The 22,809-nt window shown below is 66.6% G+C and carries 28 protein-coding genes; 21 read left to right on the forward strand and 7 right to left on the reverse strand.

Annotated features, from left to right (window positions below; genetic code table 11):
- The 3 genes from ISO4_RS05775 to ISO4_RS05785 form a co-directional block, all read left to right on the forward strand.
- A partial coding sequence (locus ISO4_RS05775) for a RibD family protein (RefSeq protein ID WP_194855477.1) occupies positions 1–313 on the forward strand: 313 nt, incomplete at its 5' end.
- Between the two features lie 13 nt (positions 314–326).
- Positions 327–911: a DJ-1/PfpI family protein gene (locus ISO4_RS05780; RefSeq protein WP_194855478.1), complete on the forward strand. Its 585-nt coding sequence runs from the start codon at positions 327–329 to the stop codon at positions 909–911.
- Positions 912–932: 21 nt separating this feature from the next.
- Positions 933–1,670 (forward strand): TFIIB-type zinc ribbon-containing protein, encoded by a 738-nt coding sequence (locus ISO4_RS05785; protein ID WP_194855479.1) that lies wholly within the window; start codon positions 933–935, stop codon positions 1,668–1,670.
- 2 nt (positions 1,671–1,672) lie between these two features.
- Here ISO4_RS05785 and ISO4_RS05790 read toward each other — a convergent pair whose 3' ends face one another.
- Positions 1,673–2,941 carry a GGDEF domain-containing protein gene (locus tag ISO4_RS05790; protein WP_194855480.1) on the reverse strand — a complete coding sequence of 423 codons (1,269 nt, stop codon included), beginning with the start codon at positions 2,939–2,941 and terminating at the stop codon, positions 1,673–1,675.
- A gap of 179 nt (positions 2,942–3,120) precedes the next feature.
- Between ISO4_RS05790 and ISO4_RS05795 the strand changes: the two genes are divergently transcribed.
- Together ISO4_RS05795 and ISO4_RS05800 are read left to right on the forward strand one after the other, a co-directional pair.
- Positions 3,121–3,447 carry a DUF2834 domain-containing protein gene (locus ISO4_RS05795; RefSeq protein WP_142947398.1) on the forward strand — a complete coding sequence of 109 codons (327 nt, stop codon included), beginning with the start codon at positions 3,121–3,123 and terminating at the stop codon, positions 3,445–3,447.
- Positions 3,444–3,770 (forward strand): YnfA family protein, encoded by a 327-nt coding sequence (locus ISO4_RS05800; RefSeq protein ID WP_323745341.1) that lies wholly within the window; start codon positions 3,444–3,446, stop codon positions 3,768–3,770. The genes ISO4_RS05795 and ISO4_RS05800 overlap by 4 nt, the downstream gene beginning before the upstream one ends.
- Here ISO4_RS05800 and ISO4_RS05805 read toward each other — a convergent pair.
- Positions 3,767–4,648: a LysR substrate-binding domain-containing protein gene (locus tag ISO4_RS05805; protein ID WP_194855481.1), complete on the reverse strand. Its 882-nt coding sequence runs from the start codon at positions 4,646–4,648 to the stop codon at positions 3,767–3,769. The genes ISO4_RS05800 and ISO4_RS05805 overlap by 4 nt on opposite strands.
- 147 nt (positions 4,649–4,795) lie before the next feature.
- On the opposite strand from ISO4_RS05805, the gene ISO4_RS05810 reads away from it, so the two are divergent.
- The 3 genes from ISO4_RS05810 (at position 4,796) to ISO4_RS05820 (ending at position 7,346) form a co-directional block, all read left to right on the forward strand.
- Complete coding sequence (locus ISO4_RS05810; protein WP_194855482.1) at positions 4,796–5,497, forward strand: FMN-dependent NADH-azoreductase; 702 nt, start codon at positions 4,796–4,798, stop codon at positions 5,495–5,497.
- A gap of 78 nt (positions 5,498–5,575) precedes the next feature.
- Positions 5,576–6,202: a TetR/AcrR family transcriptional regulator gene (locus tag ISO4_RS05815; RefSeq protein WP_142947395.1), complete on the forward strand. Its 627-nt coding sequence runs from the start codon at positions 5,576–5,578 to the stop codon at positions 6,200–6,202.
- A gap of 172 nt (positions 6,203–6,374) precedes the next feature.
- A complete protein-coding gene (locus ISO4_RS05820) occupies positions 6,375–7,346 on the forward strand; it encodes an NAD(P)H-dependent flavin oxidoreductase (RefSeq protein ID WP_142947394.1) in 972 nt (323 codons plus the stop codon).
- A gap of 37 nt (positions 7,347–7,383) precedes the next feature.
- Here ISO4_RS05820 and ISO4_RS05825 read toward each other — a convergent pair whose 3' ends face one another.
- A complete protein-coding gene (locus ISO4_RS05825) occupies positions 7,384–8,016 on the reverse strand; it encodes a nitroreductase family protein (RefSeq protein ID WP_194855483.1) in 633 nt (210 codons plus the stop codon).
- A gap of 98 nt (positions 8,017–8,114) precedes the next feature.
- On the opposite strand from ISO4_RS05825, the gene ISO4_RS05830 reads away from it, so the two are divergent.
- The 6 genes from ISO4_RS05830 (at position 8,115) to thiL (ending at position 12,401) form a co-directional block, all read left to right on the forward strand.
- A complete protein-coding gene (locus ISO4_RS05830; RefSeq protein ID WP_194855484.1) occupies positions 8,115–8,534 on the forward strand; it encodes a GFA family protein in 420 nt (139 codons plus the stop codon).
- 100 nt (positions 8,535–8,634) lie between these two features.
- Entirely contained in the window at positions 8,635–9,297 is a 663-nt protein-coding gene (locus ISO4_RS05835; RefSeq protein WP_142947391.1) for a riboflavin synthase, read from the forward strand.
- A gap of 66 nt (positions 9,298–9,363) precedes the next feature.
- Positions 9,364–10,473, forward strand: coding sequence for a bifunctional 3,4-dihydroxy-2-butanone-4-phosphate synthase/GTP cyclohydrolase II (gene ribBA, locus ISO4_RS05840; protein ID WP_194855485.1), 1,110 nt, complete (start codon positions 9,364–9,366; stop codon positions 10,471–10,473).
- A gap of 10 nt (positions 10,474–10,483) precedes the next feature.
- Positions 10,484–10,954 (forward strand): 6,7-dimethyl-8-ribityllumazine synthase, encoded by a 471-nt coding sequence (gene ribH, locus ISO4_RS05845; protein WP_067612907.1) that lies wholly within the window; start codon positions 10,484–10,486, stop codon positions 10,952–10,954.
- Positions 10,954–11,451, forward strand: a complete 498-nt coding sequence (gene nusB / locus ISO4_RS05850) for a transcription antitermination factor NusB (protein ID WP_194855486.1) — start codon at positions 10,954–10,956, stop codon at positions 11,449–11,451. The genes ribH and nusB overlap by 1 nt, the downstream gene beginning before the upstream one ends.
- Positions 11,452–11,480: 29 nt before the next feature.
- The gene (gene thiL, locus ISO4_RS05855; protein ID WP_194855487.1) at positions 11,481–12,401 is read left to right on the forward strand and encodes a thiamine-phosphate kinase; all 921 of its coding nucleotides are present in this window, start codon (positions 11,481–11,483) and stop codon (positions 12,399–12,401) included.
- 20 nt (positions 12,402–12,421) lie between these two features.
- On the opposite strand, the gene dxs is transcribed toward thiL, so the two are convergent.
- The 4 genes from dxs to ISO4_RS05875 form a co-directional block, all read right to left on the reverse strand.
- Positions 12,422–14,344, reverse strand: coding sequence for a 1-deoxy-D-xylulose-5-phosphate synthase (dxs, locus tag ISO4_RS05860; protein ID WP_194855488.1), 1,923 nt, complete (start codon positions 14,342–14,344; stop codon positions 12,422–12,424).
- Between the two features lie 81 nt (positions 14,345–14,425).
- A complete protein-coding gene (locus tag ISO4_RS05865) occupies positions 14,426–15,328 on the reverse strand; it encodes a polyprenyl synthetase family protein (RefSeq protein ID WP_194855489.1) in 903 nt (300 codons plus the stop codon).
- Positions 15,318–15,554: an exodeoxyribonuclease VII small subunit gene (locus tag ISO4_RS05870; RefSeq protein ID WP_067609609.1), complete on the reverse strand. Its 237-nt coding sequence runs from the start codon at positions 15,552–15,554 to the stop codon at positions 15,318–15,320. Before ISO4_RS05870 ends, ISO4_RS05865 begins: the two co-directional genes overlap by 11 nt.
- A 94-nt stretch (positions 15,555–15,648) precedes the next feature.
- Complete coding sequence (locus ISO4_RS05875; protein ID WP_194855490.1) at positions 15,649–16,059, reverse strand: GFA family protein; 411 nt, start codon at positions 16,057–16,059, stop codon at positions 15,649–15,651.
- Between the two features lie 245 nt (positions 16,060–16,304).
- Between ISO4_RS05875 and ISO4_RS05880 the strand changes: the two genes are divergently transcribed.
- The 7 genes from ISO4_RS05880 to ISO4_RS05910 all read left to right on the forward strand — a co-directional run bounded on the left by ISO4_RS05880 (position 16,305) and on the right by ISO4_RS05910 (position 22,785).
- The gene (locus tag ISO4_RS05880; protein ID WP_194855491.1) at positions 16,305–17,267 is read left to right on the forward strand and encodes a tRNA dihydrouridine synthase; all 963 of its coding nucleotides are present in this window, start codon (positions 16,305–16,307) and stop codon (positions 17,265–17,267) included.
- Between the two features lie 261 nt (positions 17,268–17,528).
- Complete coding sequence (locus ISO4_RS05885; protein WP_194855492.1) at positions 17,529–17,849, forward strand: hypothetical protein; 321 nt, start codon at positions 17,529–17,531, stop codon at positions 17,847–17,849.
- Positions 17,850–17,971: 122 nt separating this feature from the next.
- Complete coding sequence (locus ISO4_RS05890) at positions 17,972–18,229, forward strand: DUF4212 domain-containing protein (RefSeq protein WP_067609617.1); 258 nt, start codon at positions 17,972–17,974, stop codon at positions 18,227–18,229.
- A gap of 31 nt (positions 18,230–18,260) precedes the next feature.
- On the forward strand, positions 18,261–20,057 hold the full coding sequence (locus tag ISO4_RS05895) for a sodium:solute symporter family protein (RefSeq protein ID WP_194855493.1): 1,797 nt from the start codon (positions 18,261–18,263) through the stop codon (positions 20,055–20,057).
- 79 nt (positions 20,058–20,136) lie between these two features.
- A complete protein-coding gene (locus ISO4_RS05900) occupies positions 20,137–21,951 on the forward strand; it encodes a DUF294 nucleotidyltransferase-like domain-containing protein (protein WP_194855494.1) in 1,815 nt (604 codons plus the stop codon).
- 2 nt (positions 21,952–21,953) lie between these two features.
- Positions 21,954–22,550, forward strand: a complete 597-nt coding sequence (locus tag ISO4_RS05905) for a 3'-5' exonuclease (RefSeq protein WP_194855495.1) — start codon at positions 21,954–21,956, stop codon at positions 22,548–22,550.
- A 13-nt stretch (positions 22,551–22,563) separates the two neighbouring features.
- On the forward strand, positions 22,564–22,785 hold the full coding sequence (locus ISO4_RS05910; RefSeq protein ID WP_142947377.1) for a hypothetical protein: 222 nt from the start codon (positions 22,564–22,566) through the stop codon (positions 22,783–22,785).
- Positions 22,786–22,809: the final 24 nt, after the last annotated feature.

Here is a 22,809-nt window from a genome sequence, read left to right on the forward strand (position 1 = left end):
CGATCCCGCCGAGCCCGGCGCCGCCGCCCGCGCGGAACGGCGCGGCCTCGACCTGCACGCCCTGACCGCCGAGCTGAGCCGCCGCGAATGCAACGAGGTGCTGGTGGAATGCGGCGCCACCCTGGCCGGGGCCTTTGTCCGCGAGGCCCTGTTCGATGAGCTCATCGTCTACCTGGCCCCCACGCTGCTGGGCGCCGACGCCCGCGGCCTGCTGGATCTGCCGTTCGACCGCATGGACCAGCAGATCCGCCTGCAATGGAGCGACCTGCGCCGCGTCGGCGACGACCTGCGCCTGACGCTCACCCGACCGTAAACGGAGGCGGCCCATGACCCTGAACGTGGGGGTGTACCTGTACCCCGGTGTGGAACTGCTCGACTTCGCCGGCCCCTGCGAGGTGTTCACCACCGCCAACCGGCTGGCCCCGGAGGGCGCGCCGTTTTCGGTGTTCTCGGTGGCCGCTGAGCGGCGGCCGGCCACCAGCCGCGCGGGCGTGGTGATTCAGCCGGATTACAGCTTCGCGGATCATCCCCCGATCGACGTTCTGCTGGTGCCCGGCGGCGTGGTGGACGAGGTCATGAACGAGGCGGCCGTGGTGGGCTGGATCGCGGAAGTCTCGGCGGCGGCGCGGCTCACCGCCTCGGTCTGCAACGGCGCCTTCCTGCTCGCCGCCGCCGGTGTCCTGGACGGCCGCCGGGTGACCACCCACTGGGAAGACATCGACGCTTTGCGCACCCGGTTCCCGGCGCTGACGGTGGAGGACGGGCCGCGCTGGGTGGATCAGGGCGAGGTGGTCACCTCCGCCGGCATTTCCGCGGGCATTGATATGAGCCTGCATCTCGTGGAACGGTTACAGAGCCGTACCCTGGCCGCCGCCACGGCACGGCAGATGGATTTTCACCGGGCGAGCTGATTTCGGGGGGAGGTCGCCGTCATGCAATGCCCCAAATGCGAGCACCCGCGAGGCGCCGGGGACACCACCTGTGGCGGCTGCGGGCTGGTCTTTCACAAGTACGAAGCCTACCTGGAGCGCCAGCGCGAGCTGCGGGAAAATCAGACGCCGCCGGGCCCGGACCGCGCCGAGCGCCTGAAAGCGTTTTTCCAGAGCCTGCTGGTGCCACCGGATACCCTCTACCGTTACCCGGCCCTGTACGCGCTGCTCTGGGTGGGTCTGGTGGTGTGGGGCTGGAGCTACATCACACAGAGCCTCCACCAGCTCGGTTACCAGCCCGCCTTCCTGCACAACGTGAACCTGCCGTTCCACGAAGCCGGGCACGTGATCTTCGGCCTTTTCGGCCAGTTCATCGGTTCCCTGGGCGGCACCCTGGGGCAACTGCTGGTGCCGGTGATTTGCGGCATCGCCCTGCTGCGGCGCCACGACACCTTCGGCGCCAGCGTCTGCCTGTGGTGGTTCGGCGAAAACTTCCTCGACATCGCGCCCTACATGGCCGACGCCCGTGCCGGCGAGCTGCCGCTACTGGGCGGCAACTACGGCAAGTCCTCCCCCTACGGCTTCCATGATTGGGAATTCATTCTCGGCGAGACCGGGCTGCTGGCCTGGGACAAGACGCTGGCGGCGCTGACGCTGAACAGCGGCAGGGCGATCATGGTGCTGGCCATGGTGTGGGGCGCCTGGCTGCTATGGCGGGGCTGGCGCCGGCAGCGCGGCTGACCTCAGGAGGCGATGGCGACCACGCCGCGGCCGCGGTCCTTGGCCTGGTACAGCGCCTGGTCGGCACGGCGCAGGGTGCGCCGCCAGTCGTCGTCGGTGAGCTCCGCGAACCCCATGCTGGCGCCGATGCGCAGGTCCTCGCTGTCGCCGGCGGGGATGCTTTCGAACGCCTCCAGCAGGCGCCGGGCGATGGAGTCCGCCGCGTCCGGGTTGGCGTCCGCCAGAAACACCACGAACTCGTCGCCGCCCCAGCGGCAGGCGATGTCGCCGTCGCGCATGGTGTGGTCGATGCGTTGCGCCACGGCGCGCAGCAAGGCATCGCCCCGGGTGTGGCCGAAGCGGTCGTTAACGACCTTGAAATGATCCAGGTCGATGAACAGCAGACCGCCCCGGGCGTGGGGGCCGAGGCCGTCCAGATGGCTTTCCAGAAAGGCGCGGTTGAACAGCCCTGAAAGCGGGTCACGGGTGGCCTTGTCCGCCAGGTGCCGCAGCTGGTGGTCGGTCTCGGTGCGCTCGCTGAGCGTGCGCGAATAATGAATCACCATCGCCGCCAGCGCCGCCACCTGGAACGCCACGAACCCCGGCGTCAGCGCGCTCAGCGGCAGCAATTCCACGCCCATCTCGCGCAGGGTGTCATGCACCCCGGTGAGAAACACCAGCACGAAGCCGATCACCGTCAGCCACCAGGCCAGGGTGCCGCCGGTGCGCCGGGCGCGGCGCACCATCCGCCAGTTGGTGTAGCTGAACGCCACCATGCACAGCACGAAGAAGGGCGCGCCGGCGGCGCCGTAATCCGCGAACACCTGGCTGCCCTCGATGGTGGGCCGGTTGCTGGCGATGATCAGCGCCGGATGATCCACCCACAGCACGCTGGCCAGCAGGGCGCCGCCCAGGTAAATCGCCGCCAGCCGCCAGCGCGGCTCGTGCCGGCGGCGCAGCACCCGGTGCATGCAGATCAGCGCCGCCAGCCCCATCATCACCGCGCTCAGCGCCACGCGGTAGGGCGTCATCACCGCGTCCAGGTCGCCGGTCACGGCGTCGATCCGCGAGGTCAGATCGCCGGCGATGTACACCGTGGCGCACAGGTTGGCCAGGGCGAACTGCAGCGCCGCCGGCGCCTCCCGGTCGCGGTACAGATACAGCGCCAGGGTGAACACACTCAGCAGCAGCAACAACGCCACGGCCGCGCCGGTGGCCATGATGTTCAGCCACAGCGTCCAGGTATTCGTCCCGGCGCCGGCCAGGAAGGTGGAAGCAGAGTGTTCGGGCATGGTTTCCGGGGCGACTAAAAAATGAGCGGCAAGAATACCAAAAACACCCGTCAAAACCGTTGTTTCTTCGTTTCAGCTTATTCGGGACACGTCTCTGTGGCTTTGGGCTCTTTACCAAGCGGCTTTTGCTTTCTCCGGGTGGCCAGGGCTAAGCTCCTGAGAAAAATGAGGGCCTCACCATGACCACCGGAACCTTTCGCCTGCTGCTCGTGCTCTGGGCGGCGCTGTTCGCGCTGCTGTTCGTTGTGATCGTGATTCCGCCGCTGATCGGTGACCCGGATCTGCTCGCCGCCATCAGTGCCGGTTTCGTCAATCCCTATGCCACCGGCTATTCCCTGGACACCATCATGTGCTGGGTGGTGCTCACCACCTGGGTGGCTTACGAAGCGAAGGCCCGGCCGGTAAAACACGGCTGGATCGCGCCGCTGCTGGGGCTGGTGCCCGGCGTCGCCACCGGCTTCGCCGTCTACCTGCTGTTGCGGCTCAATTCAGGCACCAATAAGTGATTACACCGCTTCTCTACATCGCCGCCGCCCTGGCGGAAATCGCCGGCTGCTTTTCGGTCTGGGCCTGGTGGCGGCTGGAGAAAACGCCGCTGTGGCTGGTGCCCGGCCTGGTCAGCCTGGCGCTGTTCGCCTGGCTGCTCAGTCTCGTCGACACCGACTACGCCGGCCGTGCCTACGCCGCCTACGGCGGCGTCTATATCGTTATGTCGCTGCTCTGGTTGTGGCTGGTGGAGCAGCGCGCCCCGGACCGCTGGGACCTGCTCGGCGCCACCATCTGTCTGCTCGGCGCCGGGGTCATTCTGTTCGGCCCGCGCGGCGCCTAACGCAACCCCAGCACCCACTCCCGCACCGCCGCGATGGCGGGCTCGCGCAGCCGCTCTTCCGGGTACACCAGGTGGAACGGCTTGGCGTGCAGGTCCGGCCCGAACGGCTGCACCAGCCGGCCGCGGGCCAGTTCGTCGGCGATCAGCGCCTTGCTCATCAGGGCGATGCCCTGACCGTCCAGGGCGGCGGTGATGGTGTGGGTCTCGTCGGAGAACACCAGGCCGGCGCCCATGTCCAGGTCGGGCACCCGCGCCAGCTTTTGCCAGGTCGTCCAGCTCAGCAGGGCGCCGGAATGGCTGGGCGGCTGGTAGTGCAGCAGGGTGTGCCGGTGCAGATCGTCGTGCCGGGTGATGCCCAGGGTCGGGCTGCAGGCGGGGACAAAGACGTTATCGAACAGCTTCTCCGACACCAGCCCGGGCCAGTGGCCGTCCCCGTAGCGGATCGCCATGTCGGCGGCGACGCCGTCCAGCGCCACCAGGTCGTGGGAGATCCGCAGGTTCAGATTCAGTTGCGGGTGGCGGTCACGCAGCAGGCACACCCAGGGCAGCAGAAAACGCCCGGCCACCGCCGGGATGGTGGACAGCGTGACGGTCTGGTGGCCCGGGTCGTGGCGCAGCCGGGCCACCGTTTCCGCGAGGGTATCGAACGCCTCGCTGGACGCCGTCAGCAGGGTCTGGCCGGCGCCGGTGAGCACCAGCTGGCGCGGTTTGCGCACGAACAGGGCCACGCCCAGATAGTCCTCCAGTTGCCGCAGTTGGTGGCTGATGGCGGTGGGGGTCACCGACAGTTCCTGGGCGGCGGCTTTGGCGCTGCGGTGGCGGGCCGCCGCCTCGAAGGCGCGCAGGGCGGACAGGGAGGGCAGTTTGCGGGCGCTCATGGGGTGCCTTATGGATGAGTTTTATTTTGCCTTCACGGCAAGAATTCATCGTTTGTCGCGGCTTTAAGCCTCCGGTTTCATGGGAAGCCTGTCAAGCAGGAGTGAGATCAGCTCACCTGCAAGCCAACCCTGACCGGAGACAATGCCATGACCCGCTTATTGCACCTCGACGCCAGCCCCCGCCCCGGACGTTCCGGCACCCACGAGCACGGCTCGCACAGCCGGCGGCTGAGCCACCACTTCATCGAGCACTGGAAAGCCGCCCGGCCGCGGGATGCGGTGACGCGCCGGGATCTGGGCGTCCGGCCGCCTTCGCTGCTGAACGTGGAGTGGATCGAAGCCGCCTTTACGCCGTCGGCCCAGCGCCCCGCCGCCCTGCAGCAGGTGCTGGCGGAGAGCGACAGCCTGGTGGACGAGGTGATCCAGTCCGACGTGCTGGTGCTGGGCGTGCCGCTGTACAACTACAGCTACCCGGCGGCGTTCAAGGCCTGGATCGACCAGATTGTGCGCGTGGAGCGCACCATCTATTTCGATCCGGCCAACATCGATCACCCGGTGGGCCCGCTGCTCAACGACCGGCCGCGCCACGCGGTGATTCTGTCGTCCCGGGGCGGGTTCGGCCTGGGCGCCGGCGGCCCGCTGGCGCACCTGAACCATCTGGAAGCCAGCGTGCGCACCGCGCTGGAACTGATCGGCATCGGGCACTTCCATGAGATCGCCATTGAGTACCAGGAGGAGGGCGGCGAGCGGCTGGACGCGTCGGTACGCGACGCCCTGGCCGAGGTGGAGCGGCTGGTGGCCCGGCTGCAGCGGGACGCTTTCCCCGTGCCGCGGGCGGTATCCGCGTGATGCCGGGGCCCCGGCGTTTGGTTTACACTGTAAGCCTTTGCCGTCCGGCCCTGTGCCCGCAGACCATGGAGCGCCCCGTTGCCCAAGAAGCCGAAAACCGACCAGGAGATCGCCGCCTTCCGCGAGCGCGTCTGCGAGGTGGCCACGGAACTGTTCGTGGAGCGCGGACCGGATAACGTCACCATGCGGCAGATCGCCGCCGGGGTGGGCGTCAGCCCGATGACGCCGTACCGCTATTTCCAGGACAAGGACGAGATTCTCGCCACCGTGCGCGCCGCCGCGCTGGACCGCTTCGCCGCCGCTTTGGAGGCGGGGCTGGCCCAGGGCAGCGACGCCCGCGAGCGCGCCCGCGCCATCGGCGACGCCTATGTGCGCTTCGCCACCGAGCATCCGGCGGCCTACCAGCTGATGTCGGAGATCTCCCAGGTCGACGAGAGCCGCTACCCGGAGCTGGTGCGCGCCAGCCGCCGCGCCCGGGAGACCATGGTCGGCTATGTGCGTGATATGATCCGCGAAGGGATGATGGACGGCGACGCCGACCTGATCGGCTATATGTTCTGGTCCACCCTGCACGGCATCGTGGTGCTGGACATGGCCGGGCGGCTGGGCGGCGAGATCGACGCGGACACCCTGCGCAAGAAAACCATGCGCACCCTGCTGGCGGGCATGGCGGTGTCGCCGCCGCGCCGCGACGACGAATCCTGACCGAATCGCTCACCGGCGGACGCCAGCCGATGTCAGGAAGCGCTTGATTTTATAAAATGTACGTTGTAAATATTTGCCTTCCGAACCGGACGCCGTGCCAGAGCACGATCCCCGGTTTATCCGAATTCGAAAGATTTACAAAGTAAACGTCACCCACTTAACAGGAATCGCCATGTCTCTGCCCCCGGAAATCGCCAAACGCCTGCGGCTGCCCGTGATCTGCTCGCCGTTGTTCATCATTTCCAACCCGGACCTGACCATCGCCCAGTGCAAGGCCGGGGTGGTGGGCTCGTTCCCGTCGCTGAACGCACGGCCGCTGTCGCAGCTGGACGAATGGCTGGCGCGCATCACCGAGGAGTTGGCCGCCTGGGACCGGGAGCACCCGGACCAGCCGTCCGCGCCGTTCGCGGTGAACCAGATCGTGCACAAGACCAACGACCGTCTGGAGAAAGACCTGGAGCTGTGCGAGAAGTACAAGGTGCCGATGGTGATCACCTCCCTGGGCGCCCGTGAAGAGCTCAACCAGGCGGTGCACGGCTGGGGCGGCACGGTGATGCACGACATCATCAACGACCGCTTCGCCCGCAAGGCCATCGAGAAGGGCGCCGACGGCCTGATCGCGGTGGCGTCCGGCGCCGGCGGCCACGCCGGCCAGCTGTCGCCGTTCGCGCTGATCCAGGAAATCCGCCAGTGGTTCGACGGCCCGCTGGCCCTGTCCGGCTCGATCGCCAGCGGCTCCTCGGTGCTGGCGGCCCAGGCCATGGGCGCGGATCTGGCTTATATCGGTTCGATGTTTATCGCCAGTGAGGAGGCCAACGCCGACCAGGCCTACAAGCAGATGATCGTCGACAGCAAGGCCACCGATATCGTCTACAGCAACCTGTTCACCGGCGTGCACGGCAACTACCTGGCGCCGTCCATCGCCAAGGCCGGGCTGGATCCGGCCAACCTGCCGGAAAGCGACCCGTCGGCGATGAATTTCGGCTCCGGCGGCAGTTCCAAGGCCAAGGCCTGGAAAGACATCTGGGGCTGCGGCCAGGGCATCGGCGTGGTGGACGCGGTGCGCCCGGCGGCCAATATCGTCGACCAGCTCGCCGACGAGTACCACGCCGCCGCCAAGGCGCTGGACGCCAAGCGCTACTAAGGCTTGTAACGCGCTCCCAGGGAGCGCGCGCCAGCCGCTAAAGACGCCGGGCCAGGGCTTCCCTGGGCCGGCGTACTTTTTTCTGGCCCGCCTGACGGTCGTTGTCGGTGTCCCGGTAGCCCAGGCCCATCAGCGCCACACTGCGCAGCCCCTGCTCGCGCAGGCCCAGCAGCTGGTCCAGCCCGGGCGGATCGAAGCCCTCCATGGGCGAGGCGTCGACCCGCTCCATGGCCGCCGCCGCCAGCGCCATGCCCAGCCCGATGTAGGCCTGGCGGGCGGCCCACTGAAAGCCTTCCTCCTCGGAGGCGAAGCCGGCCATCTTGCCTTTCACGGTGTTCTCCAGCCCGGCCAGCGCGTCCCGGGGCAGGTCGCGCTCACGGGCGATCAAATCCACCATTTCCTCGACCTGGGCCTCGGTGACCGGGCTCCAGGCAGCGAAAATGATCAGGTGCGAGCACTCGGTGATCTGCGGCTGGTTCATCGCCACCGGCGCGATGCGCCGGCGCAGCTCCAGCGGCTCGGCGACCAGCAGGGTGTAGGGCTGCAGGCCGAAGGACGACGGCGCCAGCCGGGCCGCCTCCAGAATGCGCTCCACTTTCTCTTCGGGGACCTTTGCCCCGGTCATGCGTTTGGTGGCGTAGCGCCAGTTGAGGGCGTCTTCAAGCGTCATGGGGACTCCAGTGTCGAAACAGTGCCGGTTCGCGGGTAAGCCGTTATCCTCTCCGGTATCGAGGCACAGCGTCCACACCCGCAACACGGAGAAAGATCGTGCAATCCTACACCGGAAGCTGCCTGTGCGGCGGCATCGCCTTCGAAGTCCGCGGCCCCCTGGCGCCGATTCAGGTGTGCCATTGCCAGCAGTGCCGCAAAGCCCAGGGCGCCCCCTTCGCCACCAACACGCCGGTGGAGGAAGCGGCCTTTGAGCTGCTGAGCGGTCGCGAGCTGATCACCGAATACCAATCCTCGCCCGGCAAGGTCCGCGCCTTCTGCGGGCGCTGCGGCTCGCCGGTCTACAGCCGCAAGGCCGACCTGCCCGGCGTGCTGCGGATCCGCGCCGGGCTGTTCAACGAGCCCCTGGAGGCGCGCCCGGTGTTTCACGCCTACACCGGCTCCAAGGCCAACTGGTGGCCGATTCTGGACGATCTGCCCTGCTACGAAGGAATGGCCGACCCGGCCGGAAAGCGCTGACCGGCCCCCCGTCGGCGGTGTGCGCATTTGGCCCGCCGCCGCCGGACGTTTATGATAGGCGCCCCTTCCTCCCCGCGTGTCTCTGCAGGAGCGGCAAACCATGTTTACAGGCATCATCGAGGCCCAGGGCCATGTGGCGGCGCTGACGCCCAGTGGCGGCGACGTGACGCTGCGTATCCACAGCGACGAGCTGGATTTCGGCGACGTGAAGCTGGGTGACTCGATCGCCGTCAACGGCGTCTGCCTGACGGTCACCGCCCTGGCCGGCGGCGACAGCTTCAGCGCCGATGTCTCCGGCGAAACCCTGTCGCTGACCTCCCTGAAGCAGCTCAAGAGCGGCAGCCGGGTGAACCTGGAGAAGGCGATGACGCCCTCCACGCGCATGGGCGGGCACCTGGTGAGCGGCCATGTGGACGGCCTTGGCACGGTCAAGGCGATGACCCCGGACGCCCGCTCGGTGCGCATCGACATCGAGGCGCCGGCGGAGCTGGCCCGCTACATCGCCCAGAAGGGCTCGATCACCGTGGACGGCATCAGCCTGACGGTGAACAGCGTGGACGGCGCGCTGTTCTCGCTGAACATCATTCCCCACACCCAGGACGTCACCACCATCCAGGATTGGAAACCGGGGACGCCAGTGAACCTGGAAGTTGATATCATTGCGCGCTATCTGGAGCGGCTGCTGCTCGGCGAGCGCGCCGCCCGGCCCGGTTCGGAGGGCGTGTCCATGTCGTTCCTGGCCGAGCACGGTTTTCTGAAGTAGCTCGCGGCGGTGGCCCGAGGGCGCGCAAACACCGGCACGCGCGGCGTGCATTAAAAGGTAGGTTTCATGCAACTCAACAGCATTGAAGAACTGATCGAGGACATCCGTCAGGGCAAGATGGTGATCCTGATGGACGACGAGGACCGGGAAAACGAAGGCGACCTGGTGATGGCCGCCGAACACGTGACTCCCGAGGCGATCAACTTCATGGCCCGTTTCGGGCGCGGCCTGATCTGCATGCCGATGTCCAAGGAGCGTTGCGAGCAGCTGGATCTGCCGCTGATGGTGCGCGCCAACGGCAGCGGCTTCGGCACCAAGTTCACCGTCTCCATCGAGGCCCGCGAGGGCGTCACCACCGGTATTTCCGCCGCCGACCGGGCGCGCACCGTGCAGGCCGCCGCCGCCAAACACGCCAAGGCGTCGGACATCGTCCAGCCGGGGCATATTTTCCCGCTGATGGCGGAGCCGGGCGGCGTGCTGCGCCGCGCCGGGCACACCGAGGCCTCCTGCGACCTGGCGGTGATGGCCGGCTGCGAGGCCGCCGGCGTGATCTGCGAAGTGATGAACGAGGACGGTTCCATGGCGCGCCGCCCGGACCTGGAACAGTTCGCCCAGGAGCACGGCATCAAGATCGGCACCATCGCCGACCTGATTCAGTACCGCGCGCTCAACGAACAGACCATCGAGCCGGTGTCCGAGCACCCGCTGGACACCTGGTACGGTGAATTCCGGCTGGTGGCGTTCCGCGACACCGTCGACGGCCATGTGCACATCGCCCTGGTCAAAGGCGAGGTGCACGAGGATAAGGAAGTGACGGTGCGGGTGCACCAGGTGGACCCGCTGCGCGATCTGATGAGCGCCAAGCTCAACGGCCGCACCGGCTGGAACATGCACCGGGTGCTGGAAGCGGTGGCCGACGCGGAAACCGGGGTGGTGATCATCCTCGGCCAGGACGAGGACTCCGAGCCCACCCTGGACCGCCTGCAGGCGTTTTTCGACGGCACCGCCAACAAGCCCAAGGGCGAGTCGCGCACTTATCGCAACATCGGCACCGGCTCTCAGATTCTCAAGGCGCTGGGCGTGCGCAAGATGCGCCTTCTCAGCTCACCGATGAAATTCAACGCGCTTTCCGGTTTCGACCTGGAGATCGTCGAATACGTGGAAGCGGACGGCTAAGGAAAAACACATGCACGATATCAAAACCTTCGAAGGCACTCTGAACAACGTGGGCGGCCGTTACGCCCTGGTGGTGGCGCGTTTCAACAGCTTTGTGGTGGAAGCGCTGCTGGCCGGCGCGGTGGACACCCTGGTGCGCCACGGCGTGGCCCGCGATGACATCGAGATCATCCGCGTGCCCGGCGCCTGGGAGCTGCCGGTGGCGGTGAAGAAGATCCTGGAAAAGCGCGACTACGACGCGGTGATCGCGCTGGGCGCGGTGATCCGGGGCGGCACCGCCCACTTCGAGTACGTGGCCGGTGAGGCCGCCAAGGGCATCGCCGCGGTGCAGAACGACACCGGCGTGCCGGTGGCCTTCGGTGTGCTCACCGTGGAGTCCATCGAGCAGGCGATCGAGCGCAGCGGCACCAAGGCCGGCAATAAAGGCGCCGAGGCCGCGATGTCCGCTCTGGAAATGGTTTCTCTGTTCAAGGCGCTTTAATGACCCAGTCCGCCGTACCGTCTTCCCCCGCCGCGCGCCGCAAGGCGCGCCGCTACGCGTTGCAGGCGCTGTACCAGTGGCAGCTTGCCGGCGCCACGCTGAGCGATATCGAGGCCCAGTTCCTGGCCGCCAACGATATGCAGAAGGTGGACCGCACCTATTTCCACGACCTGCTGCACGGCGTGCCCGCCGAAGTGACCGGCCTGGACGAGGCATTGCGCCCGTTCCTGGATCGCCGGGTGGAGGAGCTGTCCCAGGTGGAGAAGGCGCTGCTGCGCATCGGCGCCTTCGAGCTCAAGGAGCGTCTGGATGTGCCCTATCGGGTGGTGATCAACGAAAGCATCGAGCTGGCCAAGGTGTTTGGCGCCGACGACTCCTTCAAGTACGTTAACGGCGTGCTGGATAAACTGGCGCGGCGGCTGCGTTCCGCCGAGACCGCCCACCGCCCCGCCGCGTCCCGGCAGGCCCCGGACGACGATGGAGCGGACAAGGACTGACCGTGGCATAACAAAGGGAGCGTTTGATTATGGATGAATTCGCTCTGATAGAACGCTACTTCCGCCGCCCGGACCAGCCGCCGGGCGACGGCGTGGTGCTGGGCCCCGGCGACGACGCGGCCCTGCTGTTGCCCCCCGCCGGCGACGAGCTGGTGATGACCCTGGACACCAGCCTCGGCGGCCACCATTTCCCCGACGACCTGCCCGCCGCCGATGTGGGCCACCGCTGCCTGGCGGTGAATCTGTCCGATCTCTACGCCATGGGCGCCCGCCCGCTGTGGTTCCTGTTGTCGGTGACGCTGCCGCAGGCCGACGAGGCCTGGCTGGCGGGCTTCGCCCAGGGCCTGTTCGATCTGGCGGACCGGGCCGGCATCGCGCTGGTCGGCGGTGACGTTACCCGTGGGCCTTTGAGCGTGAGCATCCAGGCCACCGGCGCGGTGACGCCGGGCCGTGCGTTGCGCCGCAGCGGCGCCCGCGCCGGCCAGCGCCTGGCGATCGGCGGCGTGCCCGGGCAGGGCGGCCTGGGGTTGCGTCACTGGCAGGCCGGCGAGCGCGCCTCGGTGAGCGCCCGCCACCTGGCCCGGCCCGCTTTCCCGCTGGATCTGGGCGCCGCCCTGGTGGGCCGGGCGGGGGCCGCCATCGACGTCTCCGACGGCCTGTTGCAGGACCTGGGGCATATCCTCAAGGCGAGCGGCGGGCTGGGTGCGGAGCTGGATCTGGCGACGCTGCCGGTGAACGAGGAGCTGGCGGCCCTGGACGAGGCGGACCGTTACCCGTTGCAGCTCACCGGCGGCGACGACTACTGCTTGCTGTTTACCTGGCCGGACGCCCGGCCCCTGCCGCCGGGAACCAGCGACATCGGCATGATCACCGAGAAGGGGCCGATTCTGCTGCGTTACCCGGACGGCCGCACCGAGCCCGCCCGACCGGGGGGCTGGCGGCACTTTTAGTCCGGGCCGGGCAGGCCGGCTCAGGCGCGGTGGGGCAGGGCGTCGTGCAGACGCTTCAGGCGCCGGCGCACGCTGGCTTCGATGCCGACGGCGTCCAGGCCGTGCTCGGCGAGCAGCGCGTCCCGCTTGCCGTGGTGGATAAAGTGATCCGGCAGGCCCAGGTTGAGCACCGGCACCACCACGCCTTCGTCGATCAGCAGCTCGTTGACCGCTGAACCGGCGCCGCCCATGCGCTGGTGGTCTTCCAGCGTCACCACCAGGTCATGGCGGGCGGCGGCGTCCAGCACCGCGCCCCGGTCCAGGGGCTTCACCCAGCGCATGTCGATCACCGTGGCGTCGAGTTTTTCGGCGGCCTCCAGGGCCGCCGGCACCAGCGCGCCGAAGGCGAGCAGGGCGACGTCGCCCTTGCCCTGGCGTAGCGTGCGGCTTTCGCCCACCGGCAGGGCGGTCATGGTGTCTTCGATTTTGGCGCCGGGGCCGGTGCCGCGCGGGTAGCGCACCGCCGCCGGGCCCTCGTGCAGCCAGGCGGTGTAGAGCAGCTGCCGGCACTCGTTCTCGTCCGACGGCGCCGCCACGATCATGTTCGGCACGGTGCGCAGGTAGGCGAGGTCGAACACGCCGCCGTGGGTGGCGCCGTCCTCGCCCACCAGGCCGGCCCGGTCGATGCCGAAGGTCACATCCAGGTCCTGCAGCGCCACGTCATGGATCAGCTGGTCGTAGGCGCGCTGCAGGAAGGTGGAGTAGATCGCCACCACCGGTTTGCGGCCTTCGCAGGCCATGCCGCCGGCCAGCGTCAGGGCGTGCTGCTCGCAGATCGCCACGTCGTGGTAGCGCTCCGGGAAACGGCGCGCGAAATCCACCATGCCGGAGCCTTCGCACATGGCCGGGGTGATGCCGATCAGGCGCGGGTCCTGCTTGGCCAGGTCGCACAGCCACTGGCCGAACACTTCCTGGTACTTGGGGCTCTTCGGTTTGGCCGGCTTGGCCACTTCCACTTTCGCCTTGGGCTCGATCTTGTTGATCGCGTGGTAGCCCACCGGGTCCGCTTCCGCCGGGCCGAAGCCCTTGCCCTTGGTGGTGTAGACGTGCAGCAGTTGCGGCCCTTCCAGGTCGCGCATGGTCTCCAGGGTGGCGGTCAGCTCGTCGATGTCGTGGCCGTCGATGGGGCCGATGTAGTTGAAGCCGATCGCCTCGAACAGCATGTCCGGGCTGACCATGTTCTTCATGCTTTCTTCGGTGCGGCGCACGAAGTCCCAGGCCGCCGGCATGGCGGAGAGCACTTTCTTGCCGCCTTCGCGCAGGGCGATGTAGGTCTTGGACGACCAGATGCGCGCGAAGTAGTTGGCCAGCCCGCCCACGTTATGGCCGATCGACATGGTGTTGTCGTTGAGAATCACCAGCAGGTTGGCGCGGGTGTGGGCGGCGTGGCTCATGGCTTCGAAGGCCTGGCCGGCGGTCATGGCGCCGTCGCCGATCACCGCCACGGTGCGGCGCTTGTCGCCGGCCTGCTCGGCGCCCAGGGCCATGCCCAGCGCGGCGCTGATCGAGGTGGACGAGTGGCCCACCCCGAAGGTGTCGAATTCCGACTCGGTGCGTTTCGGGAAGCCGGACAGGCCGTGCTGCTGCCGCACGGTGAGAATCTCGTCGCGGCGGCCGGTGAGAATCTTATGCGGGTAGCACTGGTGGCCCACGTCCCACACCAGCCGGTCGTGGGGGGTGTCGAACAGGTAATGCAGGGCCACGGTCAGTTCCACCACGCCGAGGCCGGCGCCGAAGTGCCCGCCGGCGCGACCCACGGCGTAGAGCAGGTAGGCGCGCAGTTCGTCCACCATCTGCTCAAGGTCCGTTTCGGGCAGTCGCCGCAGGTCCGCCGGCGCGCCTATGCGGTCCAGCAACGGCGTGTGGGGGCGGGTCAGCGGAATGTCGGTAAACGTCTTTTGCATTGGTTGGGAGCCTGAATCAGTCGGCGTCGGCTTGGCAAGGGGAGGGCATTATAACGATCCTTGGGGCCCGTCGTCAGTGATCTAGTGAGACCGCTGCACGATGTAGTCCGCCAATTGTTGCAGCGGCCCGGCGGCGTCGCCGTAGCCGGCGAGGGCGGCGCGGGCCTGCCGGCACAGGGCCTGGGCGCGCTCGCGGCTGGCCTGCAGGCCGAGCAGGGCCGGGAAGGTGCTTTTGCCGTGCTTCTCGTCGGACTTGCTGGGTTTGCCGAGCTGTTCGGTGTCCATGGTCACGTCGAGGATGTCGTCCTGGATCTGGAACGCCAGGCCGATGGCGTCGCCGTAGGCGGTCAGGTTGCGCGCCAGCTCGGCGTCCGGGCGGCCGGCGGCCAGGTAGCCCAGGGTCAGGCTGGCGGTGATCAGGCGGCCGGTTTTCAGGTAATGCATGCGTTCCAGGGCGGCCACGTCCTGCAGCTGGCCGTGGGCGGCCATGTCCTGCATCTGCCCGGCGGCCATGCCGGTGCCGCCGGCGGCCTGGGTGAGGGCGCGCACCATGCCGACGCGGGCGCCGTCCGGGTAGTCGCCGGCGCGGCTGAGCAGCTCGAAGGCGAAGGTGTGCAGGGTGTCCCCGGCGAGGATCGCGGTGGCTTCGTCGAAGGCGCGGTGGCAGGTGGGCTGGCCCCGGCGCAGATCGTCGTCGTCCATCGCCGGCAGGTCGTCGTGGACCAGGGAATAGGCGTGGATCAGCTCCACCGCCACCGCCGGCACGTCGGCCTGTTCCAGGCTGCCGCCGGCGAGCCGGCAGGCGGCGTACACCAGCATCGGGCGGATCCGCTTGCCGCCGGCCAGGGCCGCATAGCGCATCGCTTCGGCGAGGCGCGGGGCGTCGCTGGCCGCGGGGTCGGGCAGATGGTCGCGCAGGGCCTGGTCGAGCCGCGCGCGCACGGTGGCGTTGAGCGGGTCCAGGGCGTTGAGGTTACTGGTCATCGCGGCCTTCGAACGGCACCGGCTCGGCTTGCGGGTCCTGCTCCAGCAGGATGCGCACCTTCTGCTCCGCCTGGCTCAGCGCCTGCTGGCACTCGCGGGTCAGTTTGACGCCCTGCTCGAACGCCTGCAGGGACTCTTCCAGGGTCAACTCACCGGATTCCATTCGTTCCACAAGGGCTTCCAGGCTGTCCAGGGATTGTTCCAGTTGCGGGGTCTTTTTGGCCATGTGTGCGATAACCTCGGGTGACCTCGTGGGATGGCCGGCGCAACATACTTCAGCACCGCCGGGGGGTCAATTGGGGCGGCCGCCGGCCCTGGCTTCAGGCGCCGGGCGGCCCGTCGTACTTCTTCGCGCCCAGGCCGGTGTCGTACCAACCGGCCCGGTCGGCATAGAAGATGTGATCGTTGGGGTCCAGGTCCGGGGTTTGGTCCAGTCCGCCGGCGGGGACGATCACGCCGCTGCCGTCGCGTTTTTCATGGGGCACCATGCTGCCGCACTGGACGCAGAAGGCGCGCGAGAAACTCTTCGCCTCGGGCAGGTCGAAACGGCGCACCTGATCCTGGCCCTGGAGCCATTCCAGCGCGTCGGCGGCGGCGATCAGATTGGCCGCGTGGGCGGTGCCGCTGAAGCGCTGGCAGCGCGAGCAATGGCACAGGTGAAACTGGTGAAAGGGGCCGGTGATCCGGTAGCGGACCTGGCCGCACAAGCAGCCGCCTTCGTAGGTGGTCATCGGCGTAACTCCTGACGCTGGAGGTGTGTGAGCATTCACTACGGGTGGTGCCGTAATGAGCAGTCCCGGTTGATTCCAAAAGGGTCTAAACACGCCCTTCCGCCTTGTGGGGCGGCGTCCTATAGTGAAATGCCCGCCGGGTCGTCGCAAGCGGCTTCTTCCTCTGATCTCCTTAATCTATGGCGTTTCGCTTGCGGAGCCGGCGGGGATCCTGCCTGTTTGCCAGCGTGCTAGAATCCGCGCCCATGAAACGGATCCTCGCCCCCATGGAGGGTCTGGCGGACTTCTGGGTGCGCCGGGCCCTCACCGATGTCGGCACCTACGACTGGTGTGTCAGCGAGTTCGTGCGCGTCAGCGGCGAGCTGTTGCCGCCCCGTGTCTTCTACCGCTGGTGCCCGGAGCTGCGCGATGGCGCCCGCACCCGTTCCGGCACCCCGGTGCATCTGCAGTTGCTGGGCTCGGACCCGGTGAGCATGGCGGACAACGCCGCCCAGGCGGTGGCACTGGGGGCGCCGGCCATCGACCTCAATTTCGGTTGCCCGGCGAAGATCGTCAACCGCCATGGCGGCGGCGCCATCCTGCTGGATGAGCCGGAGCGGGTGCACGCGGTGACCCGGGCGGTGCGCGCGGCGGTGCCCGCCCACATACCGGTGTCGGTGAAAATGCGGCTCGGCAACGAGGACATGGATCTGGCGCTGGATAACGCTCTGGGCGTGCAGGAGGCCGGCGCCGCCTGGCTCACCGTGCACGGCCGCACCAAGCGGCAGGGTTACCGGCCACCGGCCTATTGGGACCGGATCGGCGCCATCCGTGAGCGGGTCACTCTGCCGGTGATCGCCAACGGCGAAATATGGACCCTCGAGGACGCCCGCCGCTGCCAGGCGGAGAGCGGTTGCCAGGATCTGATGCTGGGGCGCGGCGCGGTGGCCAACCCGATGCTGACCCGCGAAGTGGCGGGCGGCGAACCCACCGGCTGGACGGAAGTGCTGGCGGTATTGCGTGCTTTCGGCGCCGACATCGTCGGCACCGGCAGCGAGGCGCAGCTGTGCGGCCGGGTCAAGCAATGGCTCAGCTACAGCCGCCGGCGCTGGCCGCAAGCGGGGCCGCTGATGGAGTCGGTGAAGCGCGAGACGCGGCTGGCGGATCTGCGCGCCATTCTGGAGCGCGAGTCAGGGGGAAACAACGACGGCCAAGTTGTATCTTTTTAGGCCGAAACCTGCCTTTCCAAAGGCCCTTTCGAGGCCTGTTTCAGCCCTCTCGGAGCCCGGTTTGGCGCCCGGTTCCGGGCAAGCGGCCGCCGCTGTAAGCCCCGCGATGAGCGCTTCTCCGCCATGCCCTCGGCGTCCCCCGCCGCATGTTTTCATTTTTTTAGGGGGGCCTTTAACCTTTTTTCGATCACGACACCGGCATGGTCCGTGCTATCCCTTAAAAGGCGGTTATGTGAACAGGGTTTTGCAGGAGAGCGGAACATGTACGAGGTACACGCTTTTTTCGCCGAGGGTGAGGCGACCAAAGCCATGGAACCGGAATACGAAGCCGGGGAACGCTACGTTCTGATTGTGTTTTGCCGTCGTCCCCGTTACAGCGTCCACGACTTTAAACTGGTGGAAGAAGTCGCCGGGCGTTTCGGCTGGGAAGACGTGCAGGTCTCCCACGGGGGGGTGCTGCAGCCGGAATTTCTCAACGGCGATCTGTGCGATCTTCAGGACAGTTTTATCGAAGCCCTGCACAAGGGCGGCGCGGTGGTGTCGCTGAACGACTGGCTGATGTGCGCGCTTTACGTCCGCTGAACCCGCTCCAGGCCCTTCGACTAAAGTCATACTGTGGCTGAACACACCTTTGTTTACTCTTGAGCCAGCTGGCCCGTGTCAACGCGGGTCCCGTGTTTGTCAGTGCGCAAAGGGGTAAACAAATGAGAGAAGAAAACGCCCGTGCCTACTGGGCCGCTAATCTCAAGCTCATCTTCACCTATCTCATCATCTGGTTCGTAGTGTCCTACGGCTGCGGCATCCTGTTCGTGGATGCACTCAATAACATTCAGTTCTTCGGTTTCAAACTGGGTTTCTGGTTCGCCCAGCAGGGCTCGATCTATGTGTTCCTGGTGTTGATCTGGATGTACGCCTTCACCATGAACAAGCTCGACCGAAAATTCGACGTCCACGAAGAGTGAGCGCCGCGAAAATAACAAAGAGGACCAAGAGATGGATGTTCAACTACTAACGTATCTTTTCGTCGGTGGCTCGTTCGCGCTCTATATCGGCATCGCGATCTGGTCGCGGGCGTCATCCACGAAAGACTTCTACGTCGCCGGCGGCGGTGTATCACCGATCGCCAACGGCGCGGCCACCGCGGCGGACTGGATGTCCGCGGCATCGTTTATTTCCATGGCGGGTATCATCGCCTTCTCCGGTTACGACGCCTCGGTGTATCTGATGGGGTGGACCGGCGGCTATGTGTTGCTGGCGATGCTGCTGGCGCCCTACCTGAGAAAATTCGGCAAGTTCACCGTGCCGGACTTCATCGGTGATCGTTACTATTCCAACGTGGCGCGTACCGTCGCGGTGATCTGCGTGATCTTTATCTCCTTTACCTATGTGGCCGGCCAGATGCGCGGCGTGGGTATCGTGTTCGCCCGCTTCCTGGAAGTGGACGTGAACATGGGCGTGGTGATCGGCATGGCGATCGTGTTCTTCTACGCCGTACTCGGCGGCATGAAGGGGATTACCTACACCCAGGTTGCCCAGTACTGCGTACTGATTTTCGCCTTCCTGGTACCGGCGGTGTTCCTGTCGATTCTGATGACCGGCCATGTGCTGCCGCAGACCGGCTTCGGCGCCACGGTACTGGACGCCGCCGGTAACGACACCGGTGTTTACCTGCTCGAGCGACTGGACGGCATTGTTCAGGATCTCGGCTTCGGCGCTTATACCGAAGGTCAGAAGTCCACCATCGATGTGTTCTTCATCGCCGCCGCGCTGATGTGCGGTACCGCCGGTCTGCCCCACGTTATCGTGCGTTTCTTCACCGTACCCACGGTCCGTGATGCGCGTATCAGTGCCGGCTGGGCGCTGCTGTTTATCGCCCTGCTGTACACCACCGCTCCGGCGGTCGGCGCCTTCGCCCGTACCAACCTGATCGAAACCGTGCATCAGACCGAGTACGAAGAGCTGCCGGGCTGGTTCTATAACTGGGAAAACTCCGGTTTGATCGGCTGGGTGGATAAGAACGACGACGGCCGGGTACAGATGTCCGCCGGCGCCGCCTTCAAGGGCACGCCGACCTTCGCCGGCGACCGCGACGAAGTGACCGGCTCCCACGGTCAGCGCGTGGTCACCAACGAAGTCACCGATAACGATGCGGAAGTGTATATCGACCGTGACATCATCGTGCTGGCGAACCCGGAGATCGGCAATCTGCCGGCCTGGGTGATCGCACTGGTGGCCGCCGGTGGCGTGGCCGCGGCCCTGTCGACGGCGGCCGGCCTGTTGCTGGTGATCTCGTCGGCGGTGTCCCATGACTTGCTGAAGAAAACGCTCAAACCGGATATTTCCGAGAAACAGGAGCTGCTGGCGGCGCGTCTGGCCGCGGTGGTGGCGATCCTGATCGCCGGTTACTTCGGTATCAATCCACCGGGCTTCGTGGCGCAGGTGGTGGCGTTCGCCTTCGGTCTCGCCGCGGCCAGCTTCTTCCCGGTGATTCTGATGGGGATCTTCTACAAGCGCATGAACAAAGAGGGCGCGATCGCGGGTATGGCGGTAGGCCTGGCCTTCACCTTCTCCTACATCGTGTACTTCAAGTTCGTGTCGCCGGAGCTGAACAGCGCCGAGAACTGGCTGTTCGGGGTATCACCGGAGGGCATCGGTACCGTCGGTATGGTCCTCAACTTTATCGTCGCGTTCGCGGTATCCCGTGTGACCGCGCCGCCGCCGGAGCACATCCAGCATATCGTTGAAGACATCCGCGTACCGCGTGGCGCCGGCGGGGCTTCCGCCCACTAACGGCGCTACTACAAACGGAGTAAGCTGAATATCGGGGCCGCGTATCCGCGCGGCCCCGATCTCCGTTCAGGACCTGGCCATGATCGACGTGGACTTTACCCAACTACCGTTTTCATTGCTGGACGAGGAACACCGCCACCGTCTCGAGAACGCCATGGAAATGGCGTACTTCGAAACCGGTACGGTGATTATCGAAGCGCGCCATCCGGCGCAGTTTGTTTATCTGGTTCACAAAGGCGCGGTTCTGGAACTGGACCCGACCCTTCCCGCGGAGGCGGGACGGCTTGGTGTCTACAGTGCCGGTGATCTGTTCGGCGCGCTCAGCGTGCTTAACGGTCGCAGCCGTTACCGGTTTATTACCGAAGAAGAAACTCTGTGTTATCTGATACCGGCCGACCTGTTCCAGTCGTTGTGCCAGGATCAGAAAGAATTCGACGATTACTTCCGCCAGCGCCTCGCCAGCAAGAACCAGCTTCTTGCCGAGCGGCGCGAGGGCGGGGTGACCATGGCGGGCTTTATGCTCGCCAAGGTGCATCAATGCATGCGCCAGCCTTTGATACTCGACAGCGGCGGCACCATCGCCCAGGCGGTCGCCGCGCTTAACGAGCACAACGCCGACAGCCTGCTGATGGAGCGCGACGGCCATGTCGGTGTGATCACCAAAACCGACCTGCTGCGCGGCCTGGTCAACGACGGCCTGACCCCGGACTCTCGTGCTCTGGCGCTGGCCAGTTTCGAGCTGGTGACGGTGCCGCCGGATCAGTTTCTGTTCGCCGCCCTGGTCAGCATGACCCGCCACGAGGTGCAGCGGGTGGTGGTCATGGACGGCCGCCGTCCGGTGGGCGTGGTGGAGCTCACCGATGTGCTCAGTTTCTTCTCCAGTCGCTCCTACGTGGTGGGGCTGGAAGTGGAGAAGGCGGACAACCTGGAGGCGCTGGCGATGGCCAGCGCCCGTCTGCCGGAACTGATCCAGGCGCTGATGGCGCAGGGCGTCAAGATGCGCTTCGCCATGGATCTGCTGGCGGCGCTGAACGGCCGCATCATCAGCAAGGCGTTCCAGTTCGTGGTGCCGGAGAGCCATCAGGAGCACGGTTGCCTGCTGGTGCTGGGCAGCGAAGGGCGGGGCGAGCAGATCCTCAAGACCGATCAGGACAACGCCTTGATCGTCGACGACCCGGAGAACTGGCCTGAGCGCGACGCGCACATGCAGCGCTTCACCGAAACCCTGCTGCGGCTCGGTTACCCCCGTTGTCCGGGCAACATCATGGTGTCCAACCCGGAGTGGGTGGGCAGCGCCACCGACTGGAAGGCACGCATCGGCCGCTGGGCCAAGCAGGGCGACGACGCCTCGATGATGAACCTGGCGATTCTGCTCGACGCGCACCCGGCGGCGGGGCGCACCGAGCTGGTCGATGAGCTGCGGCGGGACCTGTTCCGGGTGTGCAGCAACAACGATCTGATCCTGTCGCGCTTCGCCCGGCCGTTGTTGAAGTTCTCCACGCCGCTGAACTGGTTCGGCGCCCTGAAGAAGCCCCAGCAGGGCATCGATATCAAAAAGGGCGGCCTGTTTCCGGTGGTGCACGGGGTGCGCGCCATGTCTTTGCAACACCGCATCGGTGAGACCGGCACCTTCGGCCGGCTCGACAGGCTGGTGGAGGCGGGGCATATGGAGACCGGCTTCGCCGAGGAGCTGGGCGAGTCCATGGCGCTGTTCGCGGAGCTGCGGCTCAAGCAGCAGCTGGCCCGTCTGGAGGGCAACGACGAAGAGGGCCGCAACAACCAACTGCTGATACAGGCGCTGTCGCCGTTGGAGAGAGACCTGCTCAGGGAGTCCCTGCAGGTGGTCAATGAGTTCAAGAAGCGCCTGACCCGGCGTTTTCATCTGGAGTACTAACGATGTTGAAGCGTCTTGTGCAACGGCGGCGCCACGGCAAGGGCCCCTATGGTCATTTGTTCGCGGCGCCACCGGGCGACGAAGTGATGGCGCTGGATTGCGAGACCACCGGGCTGAACACGCGCACCGCCGAACTGGTCTCGGTGGCGGCGGTGCCGGTCAGCGCCGGCCGGGTTCAGGCGGGCGCGGCGCTGGACCTGCGCATGGCGCGGCCGGCCAGTTTGAACGGCGAGTCGATTTGCATTCACGGTCTGCGCGGTGTGGACTTGCACGACGGCGTGCCGGTGGAAGAGGGCCTGCGCAACCTGCTCGACTTTATCGGCAACCGGCCGCTGGTGGGCTGGTGTCTGGATTTCGATCTGGGGATTATCAACCGCTATCTGCGTGCGTCCCTGGGGTTCGACCTGCCCAACCCGGTGATCGAGTTGTCCGACCTGTATCGGCGGCGGCACCATTATCGCAATCCGGAGTCGCTGCCGGACCTGCGTTTCGAGCGTGTCGCCGGCGAGCTGGGGGTGCCGGTGATCGGCCGGCACAGCGCCCGCGGCGACGCCACCACCGCCGCCTTGATGTACTTGAAGCTGAAAAGCGAACCATAAACGGAGAATAACAATGCAATACCTGCAAGGGGCGCTGTTGGCGCTGGGCCTGCTGCTGGTGCTGGTGGCCTACGGCCAGTATATCCGCCGCACCGGCGACTGGGGCGGGGTGCTGCGCTTCTGGCGCCGGGGCATGGCGCTGTCGGTCACCGAGTTCAAGATCCAGCGCGCCGGCTTGCTGGTGATGATTCTGGCGGTGGTGTTGCGTTTCGTGGCGGTGCTGTTTCAGTGGTAAAGCCGTGATGATCGGACGGAGGCG

It is taken from the genome of Alloalcanivorax venustensis ISO4 (assembly GCF_015356855.1).
In the GTDB taxonomy this organism is placed as follows: Bacteria; Pseudomonadota; Gammaproteobacteria; order Pseudomonadales; family Alcanivoracaceae; genus Alloalcanivorax; species Alloalcanivorax venustensis.

Excerpts from the sequence above, each read along its gene's own strand:
- ISO4_RS05780 (WP_194855478.1), top strand. The coding sequence starts at position 327 with ATGACCCTGAACGTGGGGGTGTACCTGTACCCCGGTGTGGAACTGCTC.
- ISO4_RS05785 (WP_194855479.1), top strand. The coding sequence starts at position 933 with ATGCAATGCCCCAAATGCGAGCACCCGCGAGGCGCCGGGGACACCACC.
- ISO4_RS05790 (WP_194855480.1), bottom strand. The coding sequence starts at position 2,941 with ATGCCCGAACACTCTGCTTCCACCTTCCTGGCCGGCGCCGGGACGAAT.
- ISO4_RS05795 (WP_142947398.1), top strand. The coding sequence starts at position 3,121 with ATGACCACCGGAACCTTTCGCCTGCTGCTCGTGCTCTGGGCGGCGCTG.
- ISO4_RS05805 (WP_194855481.1), bottom strand. The coding sequence starts at position 4,648 with ATGAGCGCCCGCAAACTGCCCTCCCTGTCCGCCCTGCGCGCCTTCGAG.
- ISO4_RS05810 (WP_194855482.1), top strand. The coding sequence starts at position 4,796 with ATGACCCGCTTATTGCACCTCGACGCCAGCCCCCGCCCCGGACGTTCC.
- ISO4_RS05820 (WP_142947394.1), top strand. The coding sequence starts at position 6,375 with ATGTCTCTGCCCCCGGAAATCGCCAAACGCCTGCGGCTGCCCGTGATC.
- ISO4_RS05825 (WP_194855483.1), bottom strand. The coding sequence starts at position 8,016 with ATGACGCTTGAAGACGCCCTCAACTGGCGCTACGCCACCAAACGCATG.
- ISO4_RS05835 (WP_142947391.1), top strand. The coding sequence starts at position 8,635 with ATGTTTACAGGCATCATCGAGGCCCAGGGCCATGTGGCGGCGCTGACG.
- ribBA (WP_194855485.1), top strand. The coding sequence starts at position 9,364 with ATGCAACTCAACAGCATTGAAGAACTGATCGAGGACATCCGTCAGGGC.
- ribH (WP_067612907.1), top strand. The coding sequence starts at position 10,484 with ATGCACGATATCAAAACCTTCGAAGGCACTCTGAACAACGTGGGCGGC.
- nusB (WP_194855486.1), top strand. The coding sequence starts at position 10,954 with ATGACCCAGTCCGCCGTACCGTCTTCCCCCGCCGCGCGCCGCAAGGCG.
- thiL (WP_194855487.1), top strand. The coding sequence starts at position 11,481 with ATGGATGAATTCGCTCTGATAGAACGCTACTTCCGCCGCCCGGACCAG.
- dxs (WP_194855488.1), bottom strand. The coding sequence starts at position 14,344 with ATGCAAAAGACGTTTACCGACATTCCGCTGACCCGCCCCCACACGCCG.
- ISO4_RS05865 (WP_194855489.1), bottom strand. The coding sequence starts at position 15,328 with ATGACCAGTAACCTCAACGCCCTGGACCCGCTCAACGCCACCGTGCGC.
- ISO4_RS05870 (WP_067609609.1), bottom strand. The coding sequence starts at position 15,554 with ATGGCCAAAAAGACCCCGCAACTGGAACAATCCCTGGACAGCCTGGAA.
- ISO4_RS05875 (WP_194855490.1), bottom strand. The coding sequence starts at position 16,059 with ATGACCACCTACGAAGGCGGCTGCTTGTGCGGCCAGGTCCGCTACCGG.
- ISO4_RS05880 (WP_194855491.1), top strand. The coding sequence starts at position 16,305 with ATGAAACGGATCCTCGCCCCCATGGAGGGTCTGGCGGACTTCTGGGTG.
- ISO4_RS05885 (WP_194855492.1), top strand. The coding sequence starts at position 17,529 with ATGTACGAGGTACACGCTTTTTTCGCCGAGGGTGAGGCGACCAAAGCC.
- ISO4_RS05890 (WP_067609617.1), top strand. The coding sequence starts at position 17,972 with ATGAGAGAAGAAAACGCCCGTGCCTACTGGGCCGCTAATCTCAAGCTC.
- ISO4_RS05895 (WP_194855493.1), top strand. The coding sequence starts at position 18,261 with ATGGATGTTCAACTACTAACGTATCTTTTCGTCGGTGGCTCGTTCGCG.
- ISO4_RS05900 (WP_194855494.1), top strand. The coding sequence starts at position 20,137 with ATGATCGACGTGGACTTTACCCAACTACCGTTTTCATTGCTGGACGAG.
- ISO4_RS05905 (WP_194855495.1), top strand. The coding sequence starts at position 21,954 with ATGTTGAAGCGTCTTGTGCAACGGCGGCGCCACGGCAAGGGCCCCTAT.
- ISO4_RS05910 (WP_142947377.1), top strand. The coding sequence starts at position 22,564 with ATGCAATACCTGCAAGGGGCGCTGTTGGCGCTGGGCCTGCTGCTGGTG.